A 21,381-nucleotide genomic window follows, 5' to 3' on the forward strand; every position below is an offset into this window, starting at 1 on the left:
CGGTCATCCCTTGACGCTTCCCGCAGCGATGCCGCGCACGAACCAGCGGCCGGACAGGAAGTAGACGGCGAGCGGCAGTAGGGCGGTGAGGATCGTCGCCGCCATGTTGATGTTGTGGGCGCGCTCGCCCTGGCCGGAATTGACGATGTTGTTGAGCTGCACCGTCATCGGCAGGTTCTCGCGGCCGGCGAAGACGAGACCGAGGATGAAGTCGTTCCAGATGCCGGTGATCTGCAGGATGCCGGCCACCACGAGGATCGGCGTCGACATCGGCAGGATGAGGTGGAAGAAGATCTGCCAGAAGCCGGCGCCGTCGACGCGCGCCGCCTTGAACAGTTCCGCCGGCAGGCCGCTGTAGTAGTTGCGGAAGAGCAGCGTCATGACCGGCAGGCCGAAGACGATGTGGACGAGGACGATGCCCGGCAGCGTCCCGTAGATCCCGAGCGTCGAGAAGATCCGCACCATCGGGTAGATGAAGACCTGATAGGGGATGAAGGCGCCGAGCAGCAGGATGGCGAAGAGGATGTCCGCGCCGCGCACCCGCCAGAGCGACAGCGCATAGCCCGTCACCGCGCCGAGCGCGATCGAGGTGATCACCGAGGGTACGAGGATCTTCAGGGAGTTGAGGAAGCCGACCGAGATGCCCGAGCAGTCGAGCCCGGTGCAGGCCTCGCCCCAGGCCACCGCCCAGGCGCGGAACGAGGGGTCTGCCGGCAGCGCGAAGATCGCGCCGAGCCGGATCTCGTCCATCGTCTTCAGCGAGGTGACGATCATGATGTAGAGCGGCAGCGCGAAGAACAGCGCGGCGAGGCCGAGGAAGACGTAGAGGCCGACCCGCCCGGCGGTGATGTGCCGGGGCTTGGCGCCGCGGGCGTGGCCGACGATCGAGGCGGGCAGGGCCTGCAGCGGATCGGCGGCGCGGGCGGAGGTGGACGTGGCGGCGGGGGCGCTCATGCGGCAGCTCCCGCGCGGCCCTTGCGGAAGTATTCGGCGTAGATCCAGGGCGCGAGCACGGCGAGGACGGTGACGAGCATGACGCTCGAGGCGGCGGTCGCCAGCCCGATGTTCTGCCGGGCGAAGAGATAGTCCATCACGAACTTGGCCGGCACGATCGTCGCCGTTCCCGGCCCGCCATCGGTCAGCGCCACAACGAGGTCGTAGACCTTGACCACCGCGATCGAGAGGAGGACGACGGAGGTGATGATGACCGGGCGCAGCATCGGCAGGATGATCGAGAGATAGACCCGCCAGGGCGCAATGCCGTCGATGCGCGCTGCCTTCCAGAGATCCTCGTCGATGCCGCGCAGCCCTGCCAGCATCAGGGCCATGACGAGGCCGGACGAATGCCAGATGCCGGCGATCACCACGGCGTAGATCGCCATGTCGCGCTGCACGATCCAGTCGAAGGAGAAGGAGGTCCAGCCGAGTTCGCGCACGCTGTGCTGGATGCCGAGCGCCGGGTTCATCATCCACTGCCAGATCAGGCCGGTGACGATGAAGCTCATTGCGTGCGGATAGAGGAAGATCGTGCGCAGCCCGTCCTCGCCGCGCACCCGCTGGTCGATCGCCACCGCCAGCAGAAAGCCGAGGACGAGGCAGCCGGCGATGAAGATCAGGCCGAACACCACCATGTTCTGCACCGAGAGGAGCCAGCGCGCGTCCGAAAACAGCCGCGCGTATTGCTCCCAGCCGACGAAATCGTTGACCGGTAGAAGGCGCGAACTCGTGAACGAGATCCAGATCGTCCAGAGCATCGTGCCGACATAGGCGACGAGGACGACGAGGACTGCGGGCAGGAGGGCGAGATGCGGCGCGGGGTTGCGCCGGCGGATGGCGGACATGGCGGGACATTCCTCCGGGTACGGGTCCCCGGCGCCGAAGACCCCTTGCAGGGTGCCTCCTGCCGATGGGGCGGGGCCGATGGGGCGGGGCCGGCGCGCGCTGGAACGAAGCGCGCGCCGCTGCCCGGGGAGGGGAAGGCGGGAGGGCCGGACGATCGGTCCGGCGCGGCCCGCCTCGCGCGGTCAGGTGCCGGAGGTCACGGCGTCGGTGAAGGCGTCGACGAAGGACTGGGCGTCGGCGTCCTTCGTGCTGAAATAGTCCGTCACCGCATCGCGGATCGCGCCCACCGTGTCGGCGGAGGCGAAGAAGTTGATCGAGGGGATCTGCATGGCGGGATCGCGCACGAGCGCGATGCCCTTCTGGGCGCAGGGGTCGAGCGCGCTGGTGTCGACATCGGTGCGCACCGGGATCGAACCCTTCTTCTGGCTGAACTCGACCTGCGTGACGGGGTCGAGCATCGTCCTGGCCAGAAGCGCCTGCGCCGCGGTCGGCGCGGTGGCGTCGCCGGACTTGGGAAAGACGAAGACGTCGCCGCCCATCACGTAGCCCTGGCCGCCCGGCACGAGGGCGCAGCCCGCCTTGTCGCCGCCCGGCGCCATGCCGGCCTTGATGAAGTCGCCCTTCGCCCAGTCGCCCATGATCTGTAGGCCGGCCTGGCCCGAGATCACCATCGAGGTCGCGTCGTTCCAGGCGCGGCCGGGGGCCCCGGCATCGACATAGTCGCGCAGTCGACCGAAGGTCTCGGCCACCTTGAGAAATTCCGGCGAGGCGAGGGCCGCCTCGTCGCGGTCGCGGTAGACCTTGAGGAAGAGATCCTTGCCGCCCTGCCCGAGCAGCACGGCATCGAAGACCAGCGCCTCCTGCCAGGACTGGCCGCCCCAGGCGATGGGTGTGACGCCGGCGGCCTTCAGCGTGTCGAGATCGGCAAAGAGCGCGTCGAAGCTCGCGGGCTCCTCGGTGATCCCGGCTTTGGCGAACACGTCCTTGTTGTAGAACATCCAGTTCTGGCCGTGAATGTTCACCGGCACGGCGTAGAACTTGCCCTCGCGCGAGGCGGCCTCGACCACTGCGGCGGGCATCACCTCGGCCCACTTGCCCTCGGTGGCGACCGACGACATGTCGGCGAGAAGGCCCTGTCCGACGAGATCGTCGAACTGGCGGCCGGTGTTGAACTGGCTGGCGCCGGGCGGATTGCCGCCGACGATGCGGTTGATGGCGGCGGCGCGGGCCGCATCGCCGCCGGCGACGGCATTGTCGACCCACTGTCCGCCCGCTGCGTCGAAGCGCTCGGCGAAGACCTTGACCGCGGCGGCCTCGCCGCCGGACGTCCACCAGTGGATGACTTCGGTGGGGGGCGCAGCCTGCGCCATGGCGGATCCGGCGCACAGGCTCGCGACCGCGCAGCCCAGAAGGGCGCGCTTCAACAGCGTCGACATGCAGTCTCCTCCCAGAGATCGTCTGTTCCGATTATCTTTGTAATCGATTACATCTGAAAGCGTATTCGCCTTCGAAATCGATTACAAGTAAGACGGGAAAAAATCGCAGGGACTTGATCGTGACGCCGCCGCAGCCGACCCGAGGACGAGACGGCGCACCGCGCATCGTCGACGTCGCCCGCCATGCGGGCGTCTCCACCGCCACCGTCAGCCGTGCGCTGGCGACGCCGGGCCAGGTGCGCCCGGAACTGCGCGAGCGCGTCGCGGCTGCGGTGCGGGCGCTCGGCTACACGCCGAACGCGGCGGCCCGGCAACTGCGGGGCGGGCGCTCGCGCATGATCCTCGTGGTGACGCTGAAACGCTGGAGCGCGCCGTTCTTCTCGGAGGTGTTGCGCGGCATCGACCACGAGCTGTCGCTCGACGGCTATTCGATGATCCTCGGCAATCTCGATCTCGACCGGGACCGCGAGCGCCATGTCGTCGACATGATGTTCTCCGGCCATATCGACGGGGCGATCGCGCTGTCGGGGATCGTGGCGCGCTCGGAAGGGCGCACGATGCTCGATGCCGGGCTGCCGGTCGTCTCCATCTGCTCGGCCACGGCCGGCACGATGGCGGTGCTGACGGACGAGGGCGAGAGCATCGTCGCCGCCGCACGCCATCTCGCCGGCGAGGGGCACCGCGACTTCGCCTACCTGTCGGGGCCGGCGGGCAACTACAACGACGCGGTGCGCGCCGAGGCGCTCGCCGCCTTCTTCGCCGGGCCGGAGGCCTCGGGACTGCGGCTGCGCCGGATCGAGGGCGATTTCACCACGCAGTCGGGGGCGCAGGCGGGGGCGCACTTCCTGACGCTGGACCCGCGCCCGACCGCCGTCCTCTGCTGCTCCGACGAGATGGCGATCGGCTTCATGAAGGTGGTGCAGGCCGGCGGCCTGGAGGTGCCTCGCGACGTGTCGGTCTTCGGCTTCGACGGGATCGAGTTCGCCGACTATTGCGAGCCGACGCTGACCACGGTGCGCCAGCCCCGTTTCGATCTCGGCCGCACCGGCGCGCGCCGGCTCCTCGACCGGCTGGCCGGCACCGCCCCCTCGGGCGACGCCCATCTGATCCTGCGCAACGAGTTGTCGATCCGGAACTCGACGGGGCCCGCGCCGGGTGTCGGCCGGGCACGCAGGACGGCGTGATCGCCCTCAGCCGGTGCGTCTCAGGTTCTCGGTGGGATCGCGGACACCGATGGGTTCGGCGAGACCGGGCAAGTGTTTGCAAGCCTTGCGACGCGGGAACCGTCGATCGGTCCTCGTTGCGCCACAAGTCGCTTCGAGAGACGCGCCTGGCGGACGGCGGATGGCGCGAGCCTGAAGCGGAGGAATCTATGATCCCGCCTCCAGTCGAGGTCGTCCGCTGCCGATCGTCCGATGGATGCTCGCCATGCATCCTGACGACTCGACGCCTGCATGTCGGTTGCATTATCTATAATTCATGAGCACCGCCAAAGCCGACACGATCGCCGCACGGATCAGCCGCGTCCTCGCCGATCGCATCATCGCGGGCGGGTTGGAGGCGGGCGCCAAACTGCGGCAGGACCATATCGCCGCTGAGTTCGAGGCGAGCCACGTCCCGGTCCGCGAGGCGTTCCGCCGGCTGGAGGCGCAGGGGCTGGTCGTCAGCGAACCGCGTCGCGGCGTTCGCGTCGCCGGCTTCAGCACCGAGGAGATCCGCGAGGTCGCGGAAATGCGGGCGGCGCTCGAAGTGCTGGCACTGCGCCACGCCGCGCCGCACCTGACGCAGGCCATTCTCGACCGGGCGGACGCCGCCACCCGCGACGGCGATCGGGCGGGTGACGTCCAGGCCTGGGAAGAGGCGAACCGGACGTTCCACCGGTTGATCCTGGCCCCCTGCCGCATGCCGCGGCTTCTTCGGTCGATCGACGATCTCCAGGCCGCGAGCGCGCGCTTCCTCTTCGCCGGCTGGAAGGCGGAATGGGAGGCGCCGACGGACCGGGACCACCGCGCCATCCTCGCGGCACTGCGCGCGGGCGACGTTGATCAGGCCGCCGTCGTTCTGGCGCGACATGTCCAGTGGACCGGCCCAAAAAATAGATAATCGCGGCGGAGCAGAGGAAGGCGAGACTGCGGAGCAAATTTTCGCATTGCCACGAGCCGCCGGCTGTGGATTCATGAGCGATAGTTTTTAAGAATTATCTACAAAAAGAAAACCGATGCCTATTTCAACGTCATCGCTCTTCGCCGCTCCCTTCGGTCGACAGGATCGAAGCGCGGCATGGCAGGTCGCTGCGGTGGTTCTGGGAACGCTGGTTCTTGCGGCCTCCTCCCATGCGGAGGTTCCGATGGTTCCCGTGCCGATCACGCTGCAGACCCTGGCCGTGACTCTGATCGGGGCGCTCTATGGATGGCGGCTCGGAGCCGTCACGATCCTGGCCTGGCTCGGGCAGGGCGCGCTCGGGTTTCCAGTTCTCGCCGGCGGGGCCTCGGGCCTCCATCACTTCGTCGGCGCCACCGGCGGCTACCTTCTCGCCTTCCCGATCGCGGGTGCCCTGACCGGCTGGCTCGTCGAGCGCGGCTGGAATGCCGGCCGCATTGGCCTCGCGTTCCTTGCGATGCTGTTTGGAAACATGGTCTGCCTGGCGCTCGGCGCCGCCTGGCTCGCCATTCTGATCGGCGGCTCGCAGGCGATCATGCTCGGGGTGGTCCCGTTCCTTCTCGGCGGCCTGCTGAAGTCGGCGCTCGGCGCGGCCGTCCTCGCGGTGCTCTCGCGGGGACCGCTGCGCCGCCGCGCATGACGATCCGGCTTCGGCCGCATCATCTGCTGTGTCTGTTGACCTATGTGGGGAAGGGCTACAGCCCGGCCTTCACGGCGAACTACGATGCGATCGCGGCGCGAATGGCCGGGCGTGAGCCGATCGTCATCGTCGACGGACCCGACGACATCTGCCGGCCGCTCCTCGGTGATCCCGATGTCCATTGCCGGCGCGCCGGCGTGCGCGAGAGAGACGCCCAGGCGGCGAAGGACGTGAGCGCCCTCCTCGGACATTCCATCGTGCCGGACGCCGCATTCGTCCTCGATGCCCCGACACTCGGCCGACTTCGCGCGTCCTTCGCCGCACGAACGATCCGCTCGGCCTGCGTCGGCTGCGAGTGGAGCGCGCTCTGCTCGACGGTCGCAGACAGCGAGTTCGCCGGCGTGAAGATCGTGCATGTCCGATGATGTGGGCTCGCCGGACACGTCCTCCCCCCGCGGGCGGGACCTGACTCTCAAACGACAACGCCCTTGCCGGGGGAGGACCGGCAAGGGCGTTTTGGTGTGGCCAGCAACGGTTGGGAGGACCCGTGCGGCCCGTCCGCGGCTGTCGTCGGGAGGAACGATCGCCGCGATGTTCTGGAAGTCGTCAGCGCACCGACTGGCGGGCGAGGGCCGGGATCTCGGACCGCGAGATGCCGAGGTCGGCGAGTTCGCGATGGGACAGACGGTTCAACTCGGCCGCCGTGTTGCGATACTGGCGCCAGGTCTGGAAGGAGCGAGCGATGCTCATGGGATGGTCCTTTCGGGCGGCTTCTCGTCGGTGGAAGCCGGTGCGGTTCGTTTCGACATCTCCAACATAGCCATCGAACCCGCCGGGCAGTAGCGCTCAGCGGGAATGGCAGCCCCCCGGTTCTTCGCTATCCACATCGCGCAAGGCACCCTTGCAGAAATGAAGGAGGGCGCGTCGGGTACGAAAAAGCCGCCTGGGATCGCTCCCGGCGGCTCTGCGTCTCCGAAGAGATGTGCGGCCTCCTCGTCTCAACTCGCCAGTACATCCGTGGTCGGCTGGGACTGGAGGCCTTGGACCGCATCGACCCTTTGACGGGGACGCGTTGCACAAAACAGATGTGGGGGAGGCTGCTCACCGTTTCAAGATCCCGCTCGACGCCGGGATGATGGCCGGCGGTTCGTTTACCAGGCCTCGTCACCGAACCCGCAGGGTCTGTACGCCTGGTCCCAGCGCCAGGTGGCCGAGATGCTCGGCGTGAACTGTTGGTCTGTTGTGCGCGATTGTCTTGATCCGCCACACCTGGAAAGCGGATTCAGACGAAAGATCGTAATCCCGTCATCATCAGATCTGCAGCGTCAGGTTGAATTGGCTACATCCAGACTTTCATCTCCAGAGCGTACAACACAACTGAAGATCGTTGCCAAGACAGAGAAGATTTGATTGCAGGCAAATAGTCAGTCCGAGAGTCTGTTACAGGTGACGACTTGCAGCAGCTCTTGAAGAGCTTGTTAGGGTTGGGCGGCTATGAAGACTGCAGGGGAGATCAACATATCTTCTTAAAGGGAAGCTGAGCTTATGAAGATCCGCATTGGGACGAAACTGGGTGCCGGATTTACCGGCGTTCTCCTGATGACGACGGCTGTCGGCTATTTCGGCATCCAATCGCTCTCCGACAGCAACACCCAACTGAACCAGTTCGCGCAGCGGCCGTTCGAGCAGGTGCAGGGCCTGGGCGGGCTGTCCGCCAATCTGGAAGCGATGCGACGCTTTGCTCGCAGTACCATGTCCGAGCCGACGCCCGAGAAGAAGGCGGCTCAGATGAAGGCGTATCAGGAAGCGTGGACGCGCATGATGGCGTCGCTCGACCGGTACGAGGCCGGCGTGAAGACGCAGGATGGCAAGCTGGCGATGGCCGAGCTCCGCCCGACGGTCGTTGCGCTGCGACCCGTCACCGACAAGATCATGGCCGACGCGATGCTGGTCAATCCGAACGCGGCGCAGGACATCCTGGCGCTCGGCGAGGGGGATCTCGCGAAGGTCCAGACGCAGCTGGAAGCTCTGCGCGCCAAGCTTCCCGCCACCGATCTGGGGCCGCAGGCCGAGCGCATCCTGTTCGAAACCGAACGCGCCATCCTGACCTCGGTTCTGGCGACACTCCGGATCGTCGTCGACGCCAACACCGACAAGATGCAGTCCGGCAACGTGAAGCTCAACGACCTGATGACGTTGGTTCGCGGCAACATCGATCGTCTTCGCGCGATCCTTCCCGCCGCCCAGCAAACGGACATCGATCAGCTGGCGAGCGGCGTCGCGACACTCTTCGCCGACCTGCGGGCCGGCGGCGACGAAGGGCTGGCGAACCGCAGCGCACGTGTCGGCCAGGCGCTCGTCGAGAACCAGCGTCCGGCCACCGCCGCCATCGCCAAGATCGTGGACGAACTGACGGTGAGGGCGAACCAGAGGTCCGATGCGTTCCTGGCCCAGTCGGAAGCGAGCTATCTCGCCGCGCGCAACCTGTCGATCGCCCTGGTGATCGCGGCCGTGCTGACGGGCGCCGCCGTCGCGATCTGGCTCTCGCTCTCGACGGCGCGTCGCCTGCGACGCTCCGTGGCCTTCGCGGAAGCGATCGGAACCGGCGATCTGACGCGGAATGCCGACACCAAGGGGTCGGACGAGATCGCCGATCTGCAACGCGCCATGGGCGAGATGGCAGGCAAGCTGCGCGAGATCGTGACGGATGTGCGCGCATCCGCCGATCAGGTGGCGTCGGGCTCGACGCAATCGGCGGCGACGGCCGAGCAGCTGTCATCCGGCTCGACCGAGCAGGCCGCGGCCTCTGAAGAGGCATCCGCCGCCGTCGAGCAGATGACGGCCAATGTCCGCCAGAACTCGGACAATGCCACGCAGACCGAGAAGATCGCGGTCTCGGCGGCCGAGAACGCCGAGCGCTCGGGCATCGCGGTCGCCAAGTCGGTGGTGGCGATGCAGACGATCGCCCAGAAGATCGCGGTGGTGCAGGAGATCGCCCGCCAGACCGATCTCTTGGCACTGAACGCCGCGATCGAGGCGGCCCGGGCCGGCCAGCACGGCAAGGGCTTCGCGGTGGTGGCATCGGAAGTGCGCAAGCTCGCCGAGCGCAGCCAGGAGGCGGCGACCGAGATCAACACCCTTTCGACGGACACGCTGGTGGTGGCCGAGGAAGCCGGGATGCTGTTGAAGCAGCTTGTTCCCGACATCCAGCGCACGGCCGAGCTCATTGCCGAGATCTCGGCGGCCTGCCGCGAGCAGTCGGTGGGCACCGAGCAGATCAACCAGGCGATCGTCCAACTCGACCAGGTGACGCAGGCCAATGCCGCGGCGGCCAACGAGATGTCGGCGACGGCCTCGCAGCTGTCCGCGGAAGCGGGCCGGCTGAGCGAGCGCGCCGGCTTCTTCCGGACCGAACCGTCGTCCACCATGCCGGCCGCCGGACCGGGTGCAACCCGCGGCGACGCGGTCCGCGCCCTTCAGGAGCGGGTCAGCGAGTTCGGCGCCCGACACGGCTCCAGGCCGCATGCCTCGCAGGCCCATGGCCAGAAGGGCACCGACCTCGATCTCGGCGGCCGCTTCGAGCGCATGAGCGCCTGAACGGGGAAGACCAACTGCACCGTGCGCGGAAGCTTGCTCGCGATCCGGCAAGTTCATCGCCTCACGGCCGCGGTTCGCATCTTCCGTCACGGTGTGCTGATCATGAAGCCCGCTCGGACCTCCCCGAGCGGGCTTTCTCGATACGGGCGTCGTCGCCGCGGCATTGTCGACCGGTCGGCGGGTTGCTCTGGTGCTTGAGGCCCTCGCATTGAACAAGATGCGCCGGACATGTCTCGCCGATCACAACCGGATGATGGCCGCTGTTGCGTGCCCATCTCGGCCGAAACGAAGGCCATTTCTACCAGCCGCAGTGGATGGCGACCCGGGGCGGGCGCTCAGCCAGCTTCTCTCCCCGCGACCCCGGCTCGGTCCCATCGCTCCATTCCTCGCCGCACCGTCGGGCACCGGTCTTCCGGAGCGTCGCCGAGCGGACGTTCATCCCGACCGACCGGCGGGCCGAGCAACGGACGATCCAGACGGGCTCGGCGCCCGATTCGATCAATCCAGGATCGCATGCGGGACGAAGCGCGAGAGGTTGCAGGTGATGCGCGAGCGGTCTTCGCGGATGCCGAGGCCGCAGGCGAGGTCCCCGACGATCCACGTGCCGAGGACCGCGAACTGGCCGGCCGCCTCGAACAGGGGCGTGAACGCCTGGATGACGGTCGGGCCGGCGCCGTAGTCGCCGTCCGTCGCTTCGGCCTTGAGGCCGTTTTCCCGGATCTCGATGTTCTCGCCTTCGCGGGAATGGAAGGGTTTGCGCACGCTGTTCGAGAGCGCGGCCACGCCCGGATCGCTTTCAAAGAAGGCGGGCACGAGGTTGGGATGGCCGGGATGGCGCTCCCAGAGGAGCGGCAGGATGCCCTTGTTCGACATGACCGCCTTCCAGGGCGGCTCCACCCATTGCGTGCCCGCCGTCGCCAGATGGCGCGCATAGGGTTCGCGCATCATGTCTTCCCAGGGGTAGAGCTTGAAGCAGCGGTCGATCGTGCGGTCCATCGGATCGACATAGCGACCGGCGGCGTCCACGCCGATCGAGTGCATGTCGATCAGGGCCGTGCGGTGGCCGGCCTGCACGGCGCAATCCATCAGATAAGCTGCCGTGCCGCGATCCTCGTCGCTGGCGGTGATGGCGGCGAAGTGGAAGATCCGGTCCGCCGGATAGGTCGCGAAGGCGGCGACAAGACTCTCCTGAATAAGGTTGAACTGGTCGGCACTCTCCGGCAACCGGCCGAGCGCGACCTGATCGACCAGCCAATCGTACTGGAAATAGGCGGCCTCGAAGACGCCGGTCGGCGTGTCGGCATTGTATTCCAGAAGTTTGGCCGGGCCTTGCCCGTCATAGGCCAGATCGAAGCGGCCATAGAGCGAACCGTCACCGGAGCGGAAAGATTGGCGGACCGTGTCGAACTGCTGGGGGGGAATGGCAAGGCGCGTCATCAGCGCCTCGGATTCCACGACCTCGGCCACGAGGTCCCGGCACATCTCGTGCAGCACCTGCGTCGGCGCCTCGATCCGCTCCTCGATCTCCTTCATCGTGAAGCGGTAGTAGACGTCATCCAGCCAATAGGGCTCGCCGTACATTTCGTGGAAGCCGAAGCCGACGGCCTCGGCCTTGCCCTGCCAGCCGTCGCGGGCGGGAATCGTGAGGCGCTCCACCTGTCAGCCGCCGAACGAGCCGCCGCGGCCGAAGGACATGCCTCCGAAGCCGCTGCGGGACACGGCGCGCGTGTTGATGTTGGCCGGGCGCGGCGTCGTGACCTGCGTCCCGATCACCGGATCGGAGCGTAGGGTCGCCCCCGAGCGGTTGGTGAAGATCGGGGTCGGTCGCGAATACGAGCCGCCGCCGACATAGGAACCGTAGGAATTGTAGTTCGTCAGGTTCTGGACGGCGGAGGAGATCAGATAGCCGGTCATGAACGGCAGGAAGAAGCGGCCCGTTCCGGAGCCGCCTTGGTCGCGCGGCGTCTCCATGCAGCGTCCCGCGCCGTATTGCGCCTCGCAATCCGACAGGCCCCGGAACTTCGGGGCGTCGCGCAGATGCTGGCTGAGTGCCGTCTGGTATTCCGCTTCGCAGACGCCCTTGTCGAGGCCGGCCTCGATGCACTGCGTAGGCGAGGTGAACAGCGTATCGGCCGTGGTGTCGTTGCCGCAGCCCGTGAGCGCCAGACCGCTCGCCGCGATCGTGCCCAGCGCCAGGAGGGGTGGCTTGCGACCGGTGAAGCGCTTCCTCATGACGGCTCCCTCAATAGGTCATGCAGGCGGCGTTCAGCATGCCGATCGTCAGGGAAATGCCCCCGGACCACACGCCTCCGGCCATCTCGCCCTGGGTGATACGCTGCGGCAGGTCGCGCATGGCGAGGCAGGCGACGCCGAAGGCGATCGCCTGGAACACCGCACCGACCAGCGCCCAGATCGCGAAATCGGTCAGCGAAACGGAATTGGCGGCCGCCGACGCGAGCGGCAGCGAAAAGCCCAGGATAGCCCCGAGAAAGGCGACCACCGCCGCCGAATTGCCCGTTCGGATCAGGCGCAGCTCGTGCTGCGGCGTCAGCGCCGAATAGGCGACCGAGAAGGCGGCGAGAGCCGCAAGGCCGGTGGCAAAATAGGCGAGGAAGGCTGGCAGGCCCGCGACATAGCCGAACATATCGGAAAGGATCCTTTTGCGAACAGTCGAGACGATGAGACGCGATCAGAGGCGGCGGATGTCGGCCGCCATCAGGCCGTAGCCGATGATGAACTCGACCGACCCGCCCTCCCTGGAAGCGCCACCCGCGAGATCGCGTTCGATGTTGATGAGCAGCATCTCGCGATCCTGGCCGAGCGGACGGGCGTAGAGCATGCAGGACTGGTGGATCTCGCGCCGCCTTTCGCCGTCGTCGACGGTCTCGACGAACTCCACGAGATCGGCCCGGCCCGCGCCGTCGCCCCAGAACCGGTCGAAGAGGAGGCCGTCGGCGTCATAACGGGACTGTCCGATGAGCCCGGAGGAACCGCGCCAGCGAGCCCAATCCGCCGGGCCCGCAGGCACGACGCTGTCCCAGGGTCGGTACAGGCTGACGTCCAGCAGGTCGTCGCCGGGTGCGGCCGAGGCGGACAGCACCTGCAGGATCGTGTTGTCGGCGTCGTAGTAGCGCGACAGGATCATGCCGGCGTCGAGCCGCGCTTCGCCGTAGGCTGCGACGATCAGCATGCCGCCGGGGGGCACCGGCATCGCCGTCTCGGCACCGGCGAGGTTGGCCTGGAGGCTCAGCGTGTCGATATCGATGCCGCCGCCGATGGCCACGCCCAGAGGGCCGCGTTCCACGGGAAGTTCGCTCGCGCTCCGGTCCGATCCCCAACCAAAGATGCGTCCGATCATTGCTTCGTGCCTTGTCCCGCTCCGCACACTCAGTATGACATAACGGCCACCCGGTGAAGGCGTGGCGTGAAGTCGGAATGGAGTTCGCAAGACGTGGCCAACTGGAACCTCGCATCCCTGACGGAACTCTTCGCAGCCGATCCCCCCGCCCTCGGCGACGTGGATGTCTCGATCGAAGGCGATGTGCTTCGCGTGACCCTGAAGGAGAGGGGCCATCTCGACGTCTTCGTCGTGGCCGCCGGCGAGCACATCCTCGCCAGCGTCCTGCTGGCGCCCGCCGACAGCGTGCCGAACCGCGCGGCCTTCGAGCGCCTCGCCCTCAAGACCCACAAGCTCGTTCCGCTCTCCACCTTCGGCATCTCGACCGTGAACGACGAGGAATGGTACGAGCTGTTCGGCTCCCTGTCGGCGCGCTCGTCGGCCGATCTGGTGGTCGAGGAAGTGGCCGTCCTGGCCGGCAATGCGGCGGATGCCGCGGCCTTCATGACGGAGTGGCGCCAGAAGGAGATCGCGACGTGAGCGTTTGGGGCAAGCTGTTTTCCGCCGTGCGCGGCGGCATCAACGAGGCGGGCGAAAGCGTGGCGGACGCGCAGGCCCTACGCACGCTCGACCAGGAGATCCGCGACGCCGACACGGCGCTGCGCCAGGCGCGCGGCGACCTCGCCGGCATCATGGCCACGGCCAAGACGCTCGGACGCCGTGTCGATGAGGCGCGGGCGAAGGATCAGAAGGATCTGGAATCGGCCCGGGCCGCGATGGCGGCCGGGCGCGAGGATCTGGCGCGCCAGCTCGCCGCGCGCATGTCGCAGAACCGCGCCGACCTGACGCGTGACGAAGCGGAGCTGCAGCGCCTTCAGGGCGCGCAGGCGCAGATGCTGCGTGCCGTGCAGGATACCGAAACGCGTATCCAGACGATGCGACGCGAGGTGGAGAGCGTGAAGGCCAACGAATCCCTTCTCAAGGCGCAGTCGGCGATCGCCTCCAGCCATGCCGGCGTCAACTCGCGCCTCGGCAGTGCCATGGACTCCCTGGAGCGGGTCAAGAAACGGCAGGAAGCGCTCGCCGGGCGCATCGAAGCCGGCGCGGAACTCCAGGCCCTCGAAAGCGGCTCGTCGCTCGATCAGGCGCTTCTGGAAGCAGGGATCGGCGGCAATCGCTCGTCCTCCAACGACATCTTCGCCGAGATCCTGCGCACGGAGAAGAGCCAGGACACCCTGCCGCCGGCACCGGCGGTTTCGAGCATCGGCTACGATCCGAAATCCTGAACATCGGAGGAGCCGCCACGGTATCGATACCGATGATCCTGTGGCGGCCTCGATCGGGGCGCGGGTCGAAGGACCGCCTTCGTCCATGCTCTCGCGGGCTGAAGGCTGTCGGTCGGCGTAAAATGCGACCGTCGAATGGCAGCTGGGTCGCGAGCCCGTTTCGGGGCTGCGACATGACGGGGCGTTCCGCGCGCGGCGCCCGGCCGGCGGAACACGCCCCATCACATGGAGCGAAAGCTGTACGGCTCAGGCGCGGCGGGCCTGCGGGCCGTGTCCTTCGCCCGTTTCGCTGTTGCCGGCATGCAGGATGCATCGGCTCTTGCCGGCAGCCTTGGCGGCGTAGAGCGCCTCGTCGGCAAGGACCATCATCGTCTTCAGATCCGCTGCCGGATCGCCGCGCGCGGCGCCGATGCTGACGCCGATGCGGGCGAGGAGCGTCGGCTCGAACTGGTAGGGCGTGCCGATCGACACGATCAATCGGGCGCCCAGACCGACGATCGCCTCGGCGTCGCTGTCGTCGCACAGGACGAGGAATTCGTCGCCGCCCAGGCGACAGGCGACGGCATGCGGTCCGATCGTCGCGGTGAGGCGCTGCCCGACCTGCTGGAGAACGACATCCCCTGCGTGGTGCCCGAGCGTGTCGTTCACCTGCTTGAAGCCGTCGAGGTCGAGATAGAGGAGCGCCGGTCGCGTGCCCCGGGCCGTCAGGCGGTCGAAGGCGCCTTCCAGGCCCCGGCGGTTCAGGAGACCGGTCAGCGGGTCTCGGAGCGAATGGGTCCGGCTCTCGATCTCGGCGGTGATGGCGCGCACTGTGACGCGCCGATGCTGCTCGATCATCGAGATGTTCATCAGCACGAACATCACCCCCTGACAGAGGATGAGGGGGATGAACTCGGGGTAGAGAAAGCCGAAGCTGGCCTTGAAACTGAGGTCGATGAGAAGGACCTGCGTCATCGCATAGCGCGGCGCCGCGAAGTTGCGCCCGATGATGCTGCCGATGGCCGCCAGGCTCGAAGCGAGTACGATGATCGTCATAGGGATGTCGCGGGACAGGACCACGACGACGATCGTCACGGCCTGCGTCAGGGCCCAGGCGAGGCCGACCGCAAAGAACGGACCGGTGCGCACTCCTGGCTTGCGCATGGCCGCAAGCCGGGCGGCTAGCAGCAGAACTTCGACGGCGGCGATGGCGAGGAAGACGGAATGGCCGATCCGATAGAAGGCGAGGAGCACGACGGCGACCGCGTTGATCGCTCCCACCACGAACGGCTTGGGGGAGCCGAAGAATATGGCGCCGAGCCGCTTGCGCACCTCGTTCGGCAGGGTCGGATCTATCGACGCGAGCCAGCGCAACGGCGCCAGGCGAGGTGCGACGTATGTCGAGGATCCGTCCATTCCCATCTCCTTCGTTGCGACTTGACCCTAATCGCAGTTGATTGAAGAGCCTCTAAGAGAGCCTGATCTTCTCGTGTGTTCGCAGATGGCGAATGCCGGTTGGCCGATCCCGATGATCCAGACTTCGCCACCCGTCACCGGAGCGCTCAAGGGAATCGAGATGTAACGTCAGCGCCGATGGATCGGCGAAACGGCCTTCCGGAAGGCCTCGCCGCATAGCTTCGCTCCCAGCAGACCTGCTGCTCCGGCGCTGGTCTGTTCTTTCCGGGAAGATCGTTCACGCGGCGCAACGCGATCAGCATTCGTCCGTCCCGTCACCTCGGATTCGGAGAACGCCGGCGCCAGTGCTTCGACAGGCATCGTCGAACCTCTGACATGCAGGCGCGCTTTCGGTGGGAGCGAACACTGGGTCGATCACGTAAATGCGTCATTGCAAAACGCGGCGTGATCAATCAGTCTACAGGCATGGTCAATTGAGTATTTGGCTGACATCAGGAGTTGAGACCCTGCACGACCGCTCGAAACGAAGGGACCTTACGATGGACACTCAGACGACAAGCGATCGCATCGCTGACGAACCGAGGATTGAGGATTTCGATATCCTCCTGGCCTTCGCCAAGGCCTTGTCCGACCCCCAGCCTGAAGTCGCCGAGAAGGATCCTGGCGACGAGACGGAAGCGTTCCTCAAACTCGCCAGAGCGCACTGACCACGGATATGTGCGGCCTCGGTGATCCGAGGCCGCAGTTCTGGATGCTGAAGGCATAGAAGGCGATGGCGATGATCCGACGTCGGTTCGATGACTCTCCCCGTTCCATCATGGCGCTTTCCAGGGTCGCTGCCGATCCGCGGACCGGTGTCACCGCGATTGGGCCGACACGCGATGCAGCGGATGCCCGCGTCACTCGTTGATACGGCGATTGCTGAATTCATCGGACGCGATTTGATCGCTGCGAACCGCCCGTTAAAGGTTTCGCTTGCAGATTGTGGCGACACCACCGGGGAGTTCGCGTGCGTCGGACAAGACACGATATTCCTGCGTACCGTGACCTTCCCGACGACGTCGTGGTCGATCTCGTCCGCCTGATGTTCACCTCTCGGGTGAACATCCGCTGGTTGTCCGCCATCATGCTGACTTCGACGATCTATGGTGCTCTCGAGTCCGATAGCGGGTGGACGCTCGTGACCGCGATCGCCGTCTGGGTCATCAGTCTGCTTCGCATCGCCATTGCGGAGAGCTACGTCCGCTACGGGCATGCATGCGCCTCCAAACAGATGCAGCTTCGATGGAAGGCTCTCTATCTCTTGGGTGGAACGGCGCTTGCCTTGGCATTCTCGGCCTTCCTGGCCGATGCAATCCTGCGCGGTGACGCATGGTTGACGGCCAGTTCCATCGCGATCGCTGTCGGCGGAGCCTACGGTGCGATCCCCTATGTCGGCCTTTGCCGCCGATACGGGTTTGGACAGACGCTCCCCTACGTGTTCGTTCCGGCGATCGCTCTCATGGCCTCGAACGAGGATATCCGATGGTGGATGGCCGTCTCGCTGTTCGGCGCCGTGCTTTCGGTGAAAGGGCAGTCCGACAGGACTTACGTCCAAACCGTGACCGGTCTGCTGGACCGCAGGACCGTCGAGAGGCTGGCATCGACCGATGAATTGACGGGCCTCTGGAACCGCCGACAACTCGAACTCGTGACCTCGCAGGCGATCACAGAAGGGCTCCCGAACGTGCACTGGCTCGGCGTGGATCTCGACCGCTTCAAAGCGGTCAACGACGAACTCGGCCACGAGGCGGGCGATCGGGTGCTGAAAGACGCTGCCGGCCGGATTGCGTCCGTGGTCGGTCCGGATGCGTTCGTCTCCCGGATGGGGGGAGACGAGTTCGTCGTGTTGATGATCGGCGACCGGGCGGCGGCAAGTGCGGTCGCCGACGCCATCCGCGTCCGTCTTGCCGACCCCATTCGGGTGTCCGGTGGGATCGCGCGCATCGGCGCGAGTGTCGGTGCGACGGCCATCTGCGCGCACGACACGATCGACGAGATTGCAAGGCGAGCGGATGAACGCATGTACGCGCAGAAGGCGACGACACGCCTCGCCGCATGAGGCGCTCGACCGCCGGTCCATGCCGACCTTCATCGGCCGTTCACCGTGGGGGGCGCACAACCGCATCGTTCATCCGCCAGCGGATCTCCGCCTGGATCCTGACCACGGCGGCCGGTCTGACCTGAACATCGGAAAGCTTGGTTATACGACCTCGGGGCTTCCAGAAGCGTCTCCCGGCGCGTGACGAGAGCCGAGCCATTGGATCGTCAGACCTTGCCGAGGGAGGCGCGGCGGAAGAGGGCGCGCGAAAGGCCGAGGCGGGCGCGCAGCCGCCGGAGCGGGCGGGCCGGTGCGGCGGCATCGCCCGGTTGCGTCCGGCGCGGATGGAGCGCGGTCGTCAGGAGCGACAGGGCCGGGCCGGTCCAGCCGTGCCGCAGCTGGAGCCGGCGACGCCGGTATTGCAAGCGGGCGAACCAGCCTGGCGCCAGCCCGTCGGGAAGCGGCAGGCCGAGAAGCCGGCTGGCCGTGATCAGCTGCGTCGTCAGAATGGTGCGGTTCCGCGCGCCGGGAAACGCCGCGATCACCGCCGCGAAGTCGAGCGGTTCCTCCGCCTCCGCCTTCGCCAGCATCACCATGTCGAGGAGATGGCGCAGGTCGAGATGACCCCGCCAGAAGTCGCCGTCGTGGAACTGATCGTGCAGCACGAGTTCCACGAACAGGCGCGTCGGCGACGGCAGGAGCGCCTGCCCCGCGCCGAGCTGGACCGGGCGACCCGGATGGTCTGCCGATAGACGCCGCGTCAGGTCGTCCGGCCCCCGGGCCACGCGGTGGAGGTCGATCATTGCCGCCCGGTCGGCCCGCACGAGATCGAGCGTCAGCTCGTTCACGCGGTTGGCGCCCTTGGCGTGGACCGCATAGCCGCCCGCCTCCAGCAAGGCGAGGGCCCTGAGCCAGTCGTGCGGCGGCACGCCGAGATCGAGATCGGAGACGAGGCGCGAGCGCATCGAAGGCGGGCAGCCGAGAAGAAGCGCCACGCCCTTGTGAAGCGTCGGCACGATGCCGCCGGCATTGAGGAGCGTCAGCACCTCCTCGCACTGGTCGAGGAGGAGACGGTTCCGGCGCTCGTTGCGCGCGAGCACGTCCTGCAGGAAGACCACGAGATCGGCCGGGAGGAGGGCTGGGTCGACCGCTGCGAGCCGCGCTGCCAGGGCCGGCGTCGTCAGCGACCGGTTGGCCTGCGCGACGATCGCTTCCCAGTCCATAGGCTTCCGGTTCACCGCTTCGCCGGGCCGGGCGCCGCGCAGGAGCGCCAGCAGCGCATCGATGGGCGCGGTCCTACGGCGCATCGCGGCACAGATCGACGATCGAGCGGCGAGCCTCTGCGGCCTCGCGGAAGGTCAGGCGCACGTTCCGGCTGCCGCCGAGCAGGCCGAGCAGGCTCTCGTAGTTTCTGGCTGAAAGGCGCCGGGTGATGGTGAACCCGTCGCCGATGAGATCCCGCAGCACCACGGGGATCTCGACGTCGGCGATGGACGGGCCGTCGACCTCGCGGCGGTCGAGCAGCGCGATCCAGCGCACGCGCAGCGGCCGGTGCGAGGGCGGAGCGGCGACCGGGCGATAGCGCACCGCGCGGCCGTCGAGCCGGCGATGGGTCGGCGCGTCCGGCGCCTGTCCCGGCCAGCCGTCCGGCTTGATGCCGGGCGCGAAGGGCAGAGGGTCGATCGTCCCGTCCATGCGCAGCAGTGCCAGATCGTCGCCGCGAAACGAGAACCCGTCCTTCAGGAGTTCGAGCGCCAGCGTGGTCTTTCCGGCGCCGGGATGGCCGCAGAGGAGAAGCGCCGCCCCGTCGCGCTCGAGCGTGGCGACATGCAGGATGAGGGAGGCCGGATTGGCGGCGATCACGTCGTCGGTCAGCCGCGCCTTGAGCGCCGGCCCCGCCTGATCGTCGCGGTAGACGGCGGCTGGGCCCGCGCTGCCTTGGAGAAAGACGAACCCGTCCTCCCGCCAGACGTCGTAGCGCAGCATCGCCGGATCGCCGGAGACCTGCGTTGCCGGGGTATCGCACGACGTTTCGAAGGGCGCGAAGATCGGCGCTGCGAGGACGGCGATTTCGCGCTCGGCGTAATGAAGAGTGACGCCGAGGCCGGGCAGGGCGAGGCGCTGCAGGAGGCAGGCGGGCGGCTCCGGGGTCCGGTCGGCCGAAAGCAGCCCGAGGTCGCAGGCGATCGACAGGGTCTGGCGCACATAGGCCGAGGCTTCGTTGGCCTCGACGCCCTCGATCCGGCGCTCGATCTCGGCGGCCATCGCCCCGTCGATGAGATGCGAGACGATGGCCGCGGCGCTATCGGTCAGGCCGACGACCTTCTGTGCCGGTTCCGAAAAGAGGAGAGCGCCGTCCGGCGTTGCGGAGAGCGATGCGCCGTCGATCCGGTAGACCGGCCCCCGCCTGCGGCCGTCGCCCTGGTCGACGAGAGGGCCGGGCCGGAGCATGCGACGGGACATCGAGACCGCGCCCGGCAGGGGCGGGCGGGCCTAGCCGCCGCCCTTGTGTCCGGTGTCGTGGGTGACGCGGGGTCCGGCGTCGCCGCCCGAATGCGAGGGGCCGCCACCGCCACCGCCACCGCCACCACCACCACCATCGCGCACGGCACCGCCGGAGGATTGGGCGATGGCGTCGGAGGTCATCGAGGTCGAAAGCAGGACCGTCATGGCGGGGGGGACGGTCACGGCGAAGCGACCCGCCTTCTTCAGGAAGTCGCGACGGTCCGTGCCCGAGGTGGGTGCCTCGGCGTTCGGGATTTTGTTGCTCATGTCGGCTCCGGAACAGCGGGTGAACGGGAGTCCACCATGGCAGGAGCGGGAGATCGGTCCCGAACTCTTTCAGCGGAGGGTAGACCATCCGAAAGGCGTAGACGTTGGGGGACCGGGAGTGCCCTTGGGGCATCGCACGGTTGGCGCTCTGGCATCCATGCCGGTTGTTCGTTCGCCCTAGTCGGGAAGGCCACGGCAGAGGGAGGTGACGACGAGGTCGAGCTGGCGGTCCAGCTGCGAGACGGGCACGGAAACGACGGTCTCCTGCAGGCCGATGGAAACGATGCCGTGGACCATCGAGAACATCGACAGCGCGAGTTCGCCGATCTGGTCGTCCGACCATTCCGGCCGGAGGCCTCGCAGGGCGTCGACCGCGAGCCGGACGAGCGCGAGATGCTCCTCCCGGTGCCAGTCGGGAGCGGGCTTGCCGGAGGCGGCGGCCCGTTCGAAGAGCGCCGACCAGGCCCGTCGCCGCGTGTCCGCAAACTCGAGATAGGCGAAGGCGAGCGAGACAAGGACGCGTTCGGGGGGGGCGGCGCCGGGTTTCAGGGCGCGGGCGGCGAGATGCGAGTCAAGGTCCCGGATCGTCCGCGAGTTCACGGCCACCATCAGCGCGTCGACATCGTCGAAGAACGTGTAGACCTGCCCGGCGGAGCATCCGGCGGCGGTCGCCACATCCTTGACGCGGACCGACGCCATTCCGCCCGCCGCGACGGCGGCGACCGCCGCATCGATCAACCGCTCGCGCACCGCCTCCCGCTTTTCCGCCACGCCCATCGGATCACCCAAAAATTGAACGATGTTCATTTTTTGCTTGCGAAGCCGTGCTCGGTGTC

The 21,381-nt window shown here is 67.3% G+C and carries 22 protein-coding genes; 9 read left to right on the forward strand and 13 right to left on the reverse strand.

Features of this window, described 5'->3' with window-relative positions; translation table 11 throughout:
* Window positions 1-3: 3 nt before the first annotated feature.
* From AUL33_RS11135 to AUL33_RS11145, 3 genes are all read right to left on the reverse strand, one after another.
* On the reverse strand, window positions 4-954 hold the full coding sequence (locus AUL33_RS11135) for a carbohydrate ABC transporter permease (protein WP_082652520.1): 951 nt from the start codon (window positions 952-954) through the stop codon (window positions 4-6).
* Window positions 951-1,841 (reverse strand): carbohydrate ABC transporter permease, encoded by an 891-nt coding sequence (locus AUL33_RS11140; protein WP_062207563.1) that lies wholly within the window; start codon window positions 1,839-1,841, stop codon window positions 951-953. Before AUL33_RS11140 ends, AUL33_RS11135 begins: the two co-directional genes overlap by 4 nt.
* A 183-nt stretch (window positions 1,842-2,024) precedes the next feature.
* The gene (locus tag AUL33_RS11145; RefSeq protein WP_062207565.1) at window positions 2,025-3,278 is read right to left on the reverse strand and encodes an ABC transporter substrate-binding protein; all 1,254 of its coding nucleotides are present in this window, start codon (window positions 3,276-3,278) and stop codon (window positions 2,025-2,027) included.
* A gap of 119 nt (window positions 3,279-3,397) precedes the next feature.
* On the opposite strand from AUL33_RS11145, the gene AUL33_RS11150 reads away from it, so the two are divergent.
* From AUL33_RS11150 to AUL33_RS11165, 4 genes are all read left to right on the forward strand, one after another.
* Entirely contained in the window at window positions 3,398-4,462 is a 1,065-nt protein-coding gene (locus AUL33_RS11150; RefSeq protein ID WP_156419373.1) for a LacI family DNA-binding transcriptional regulator, read from the forward strand.
* 295 nt (window positions 4,463-4,757) lie between these two features.
* Window positions 4,758-5,381 (forward strand): GntR family transcriptional regulator, encoded by a 624-nt coding sequence (locus tag AUL33_RS11155; protein ID WP_062207569.1) that lies wholly within the window; start codon window positions 4,758-4,760, stop codon window positions 5,379-5,381.
* 115 nt (window positions 5,382-5,496) lie between these two features.
* A complete protein-coding gene (locus AUL33_RS11160; protein ID WP_062207571.1) occupies window positions 5,497-6,078 on the forward strand; it encodes a biotin transporter BioY in 582 nt (193 codons plus the stop codon).
* 44 nt (window positions 6,079-6,122) lie between these two features.
* The gene (locus AUL33_RS11165) at window positions 6,123-6,503 is read left to right on the forward strand and encodes a DUF1284 domain-containing protein (RefSeq protein WP_306302792.1); all 381 of its coding nucleotides are present in this window, start codon (window positions 6,123-6,125) and stop codon (window positions 6,501-6,503) included.
* A gap of 181 nt (window positions 6,504-6,684) precedes the next feature.
* On the opposite strand, the gene AUL33_RS21615 is transcribed toward AUL33_RS11165, so the two are convergent.
* The gene (locus AUL33_RS21615) at window positions 6,685-6,828 is read right to left on the reverse strand and encodes a DUF1127 domain-containing protein (protein ID WP_082652521.1); all 144 of its coding nucleotides are present in this window, start codon (window positions 6,826-6,828) and stop codon (window positions 6,685-6,687) included.
* A gap of 795 nt (window positions 6,829-7,623) precedes the next feature.
* Here AUL33_RS21615 and AUL33_RS11170 point away from each other — a divergent pair.
* Window positions 7,624-9,675, forward strand: coding sequence for a methyl-accepting chemotaxis protein (locus tag AUL33_RS11170; protein ID WP_062207574.1), 2,052 nt, complete (start codon window positions 7,624-7,626; stop codon window positions 9,673-9,675).
* 498 nt (window positions 9,676-10,173) lie between these two features.
* Here AUL33_RS11170 and AUL33_RS11175 read toward each other — a convergent pair whose 3' ends face one another.
* From AUL33_RS11175 to AUL33_RS11190, 4 genes are read right to left on the reverse strand one after another with little or no spacing between them, the layout of a single operon-like run.
* Window positions 10,174-11,331, reverse strand: coding sequence for a glutathionylspermidine synthase family protein (locus AUL33_RS11175; RefSeq protein ID WP_062207576.1), 1,158 nt, complete (start codon window positions 11,329-11,331; stop codon window positions 10,174-10,176).
* A gap of 3 nt (window positions 11,332-11,334) precedes the next feature.
* A complete protein-coding gene (locus AUL33_RS11180) occupies window positions 11,335-11,907 on the reverse strand; it encodes a DUF1190 domain-containing protein (RefSeq protein ID WP_062207578.1) in 573 nt (190 codons plus the stop codon).
* Between the two features lie 10 nt (window positions 11,908-11,917).
* Entirely contained in the window at window positions 11,918-12,319 is a 402-nt protein-coding gene (locus AUL33_RS11185; protein ID WP_062207580.1) for a DUF350 domain-containing protein, read from the reverse strand.
* Between the two features lie 45 nt (window positions 12,320-12,364).
* On the reverse strand, window positions 12,365-13,021 hold the full coding sequence (locus AUL33_RS11190) for a DUF2491 family protein (RefSeq protein ID WP_062207663.1): 657 nt from the start codon (window positions 13,019-13,021) through the stop codon (window positions 12,365-12,367).
* A 105-nt stretch (window positions 13,022-13,126) separates the two neighbouring features.
* Here AUL33_RS11190 and AUL33_RS11195 point away from each other — a divergent pair, with 105 nt between their 5' ends.
* Complete coding sequence (locus AUL33_RS11195; protein WP_156419374.1) at window positions 13,127-13,552, forward strand: DUF2170 family protein; 426 nt, start codon at window positions 13,127-13,129, stop codon at window positions 13,550-13,552.
* Window positions 13,549-14,298 carry a PspA/IM30 family protein gene (locus AUL33_RS11200; RefSeq protein WP_062207584.1) on the forward strand — a complete coding sequence of 250 codons (750 nt, stop codon included), beginning with the start codon at window positions 13,549-13,551 and terminating at the stop codon, window positions 14,296-14,298. Before AUL33_RS11195 ends, AUL33_RS11200 begins: the two co-directional genes overlap by 4 nt.
* A 246-nt stretch (window positions 14,299-14,544) precedes the next feature.
* Here the strand turns inward: AUL33_RS11200 and AUL33_RS11205 are convergent, their stop codons facing one another.
* A complete protein-coding gene (locus AUL33_RS11205; RefSeq protein WP_062207586.1) occupies window positions 14,545-15,693 on the reverse strand; it encodes a diguanylate cyclase in 1,149 nt (382 codons plus the stop codon).
* Window positions 15,694-16,232: 539 nt separating this feature from the next.
* Between AUL33_RS11205 and AUL33_RS22165 the strand changes: the two genes are divergently transcribed.
* Both AUL33_RS22165 and AUL33_RS11215 read left to right on the forward strand, forming a co-directional pair.
* Window positions 16,233-16,400, forward strand: a complete 168-nt coding sequence (locus AUL33_RS22165; protein WP_156419375.1) for a hypothetical protein — start codon at window positions 16,233-16,235, stop codon at window positions 16,398-16,400.
* Between the two features lie 356 nt (window positions 16,401-16,756).
* Window positions 16,757-17,794: a diguanylate cyclase gene (locus AUL33_RS11215; protein WP_062207590.1), complete on the forward strand. Its 1,038-nt coding sequence runs from the start codon at window positions 16,757-16,759 to the stop codon at window positions 17,792-17,794.
* Between the two features lie 206 nt (window positions 17,795-18,000).
* Here the strand turns inward: AUL33_RS11215 and AUL33_RS11220 are convergent, their stop codons facing one another.
* From AUL33_RS11220 to AUL33_RS11235, 4 genes are all read right to left on the reverse strand, one after another.
* Window positions 18,001-19,080 (reverse strand): nucleotidyltransferase family protein, encoded by a 1,080-nt coding sequence (locus AUL33_RS11220; RefSeq protein ID WP_062207592.1) that lies wholly within the window; start codon window positions 19,078-19,080, stop codon window positions 18,001-18,003.
* Window positions 19,070-20,236 carry a hypothetical protein gene (locus AUL33_RS11225; RefSeq protein ID WP_156419376.1) on the reverse strand — a complete coding sequence of 389 codons (1,167 nt, stop codon included), beginning with the start codon at window positions 20,234-20,236 and terminating at the stop codon, window positions 19,070-19,072. The genes AUL33_RS11220 and AUL33_RS11225 overlap by 11 nt, the downstream gene beginning before the upstream one ends.
* A gap of 30 nt (window positions 20,237-20,266) precedes the next feature.
* Window positions 20,267-20,545 carry a hypothetical protein gene (locus tag AUL33_RS22170; RefSeq protein WP_062207597.1) on the reverse strand — a complete coding sequence of 93 codons (279 nt, stop codon included), beginning with the start codon at window positions 20,543-20,545 and terminating at the stop codon, window positions 20,267-20,269.
* A 177-nt stretch (window positions 20,546-20,722) separates the two neighbouring features.
* Window positions 20,723-21,352 (reverse strand): TetR/AcrR family transcriptional regulator, encoded by a 630-nt coding sequence (locus AUL33_RS11235; RefSeq protein ID WP_082652524.1) that lies wholly within the window; start codon window positions 21,350-21,352, stop codon window positions 20,723-20,725.
* Window positions 21,353-21,381 lie beyond the last annotated feature (29 nt).

This window comes from Aureimonas sp. AU12, from assembly GCF_001463705.1.
GTDB lineage: Bacteria > Pseudomonadota > Alphaproteobacteria > Rhizobiales > Rhizobiaceae > Aureimonas.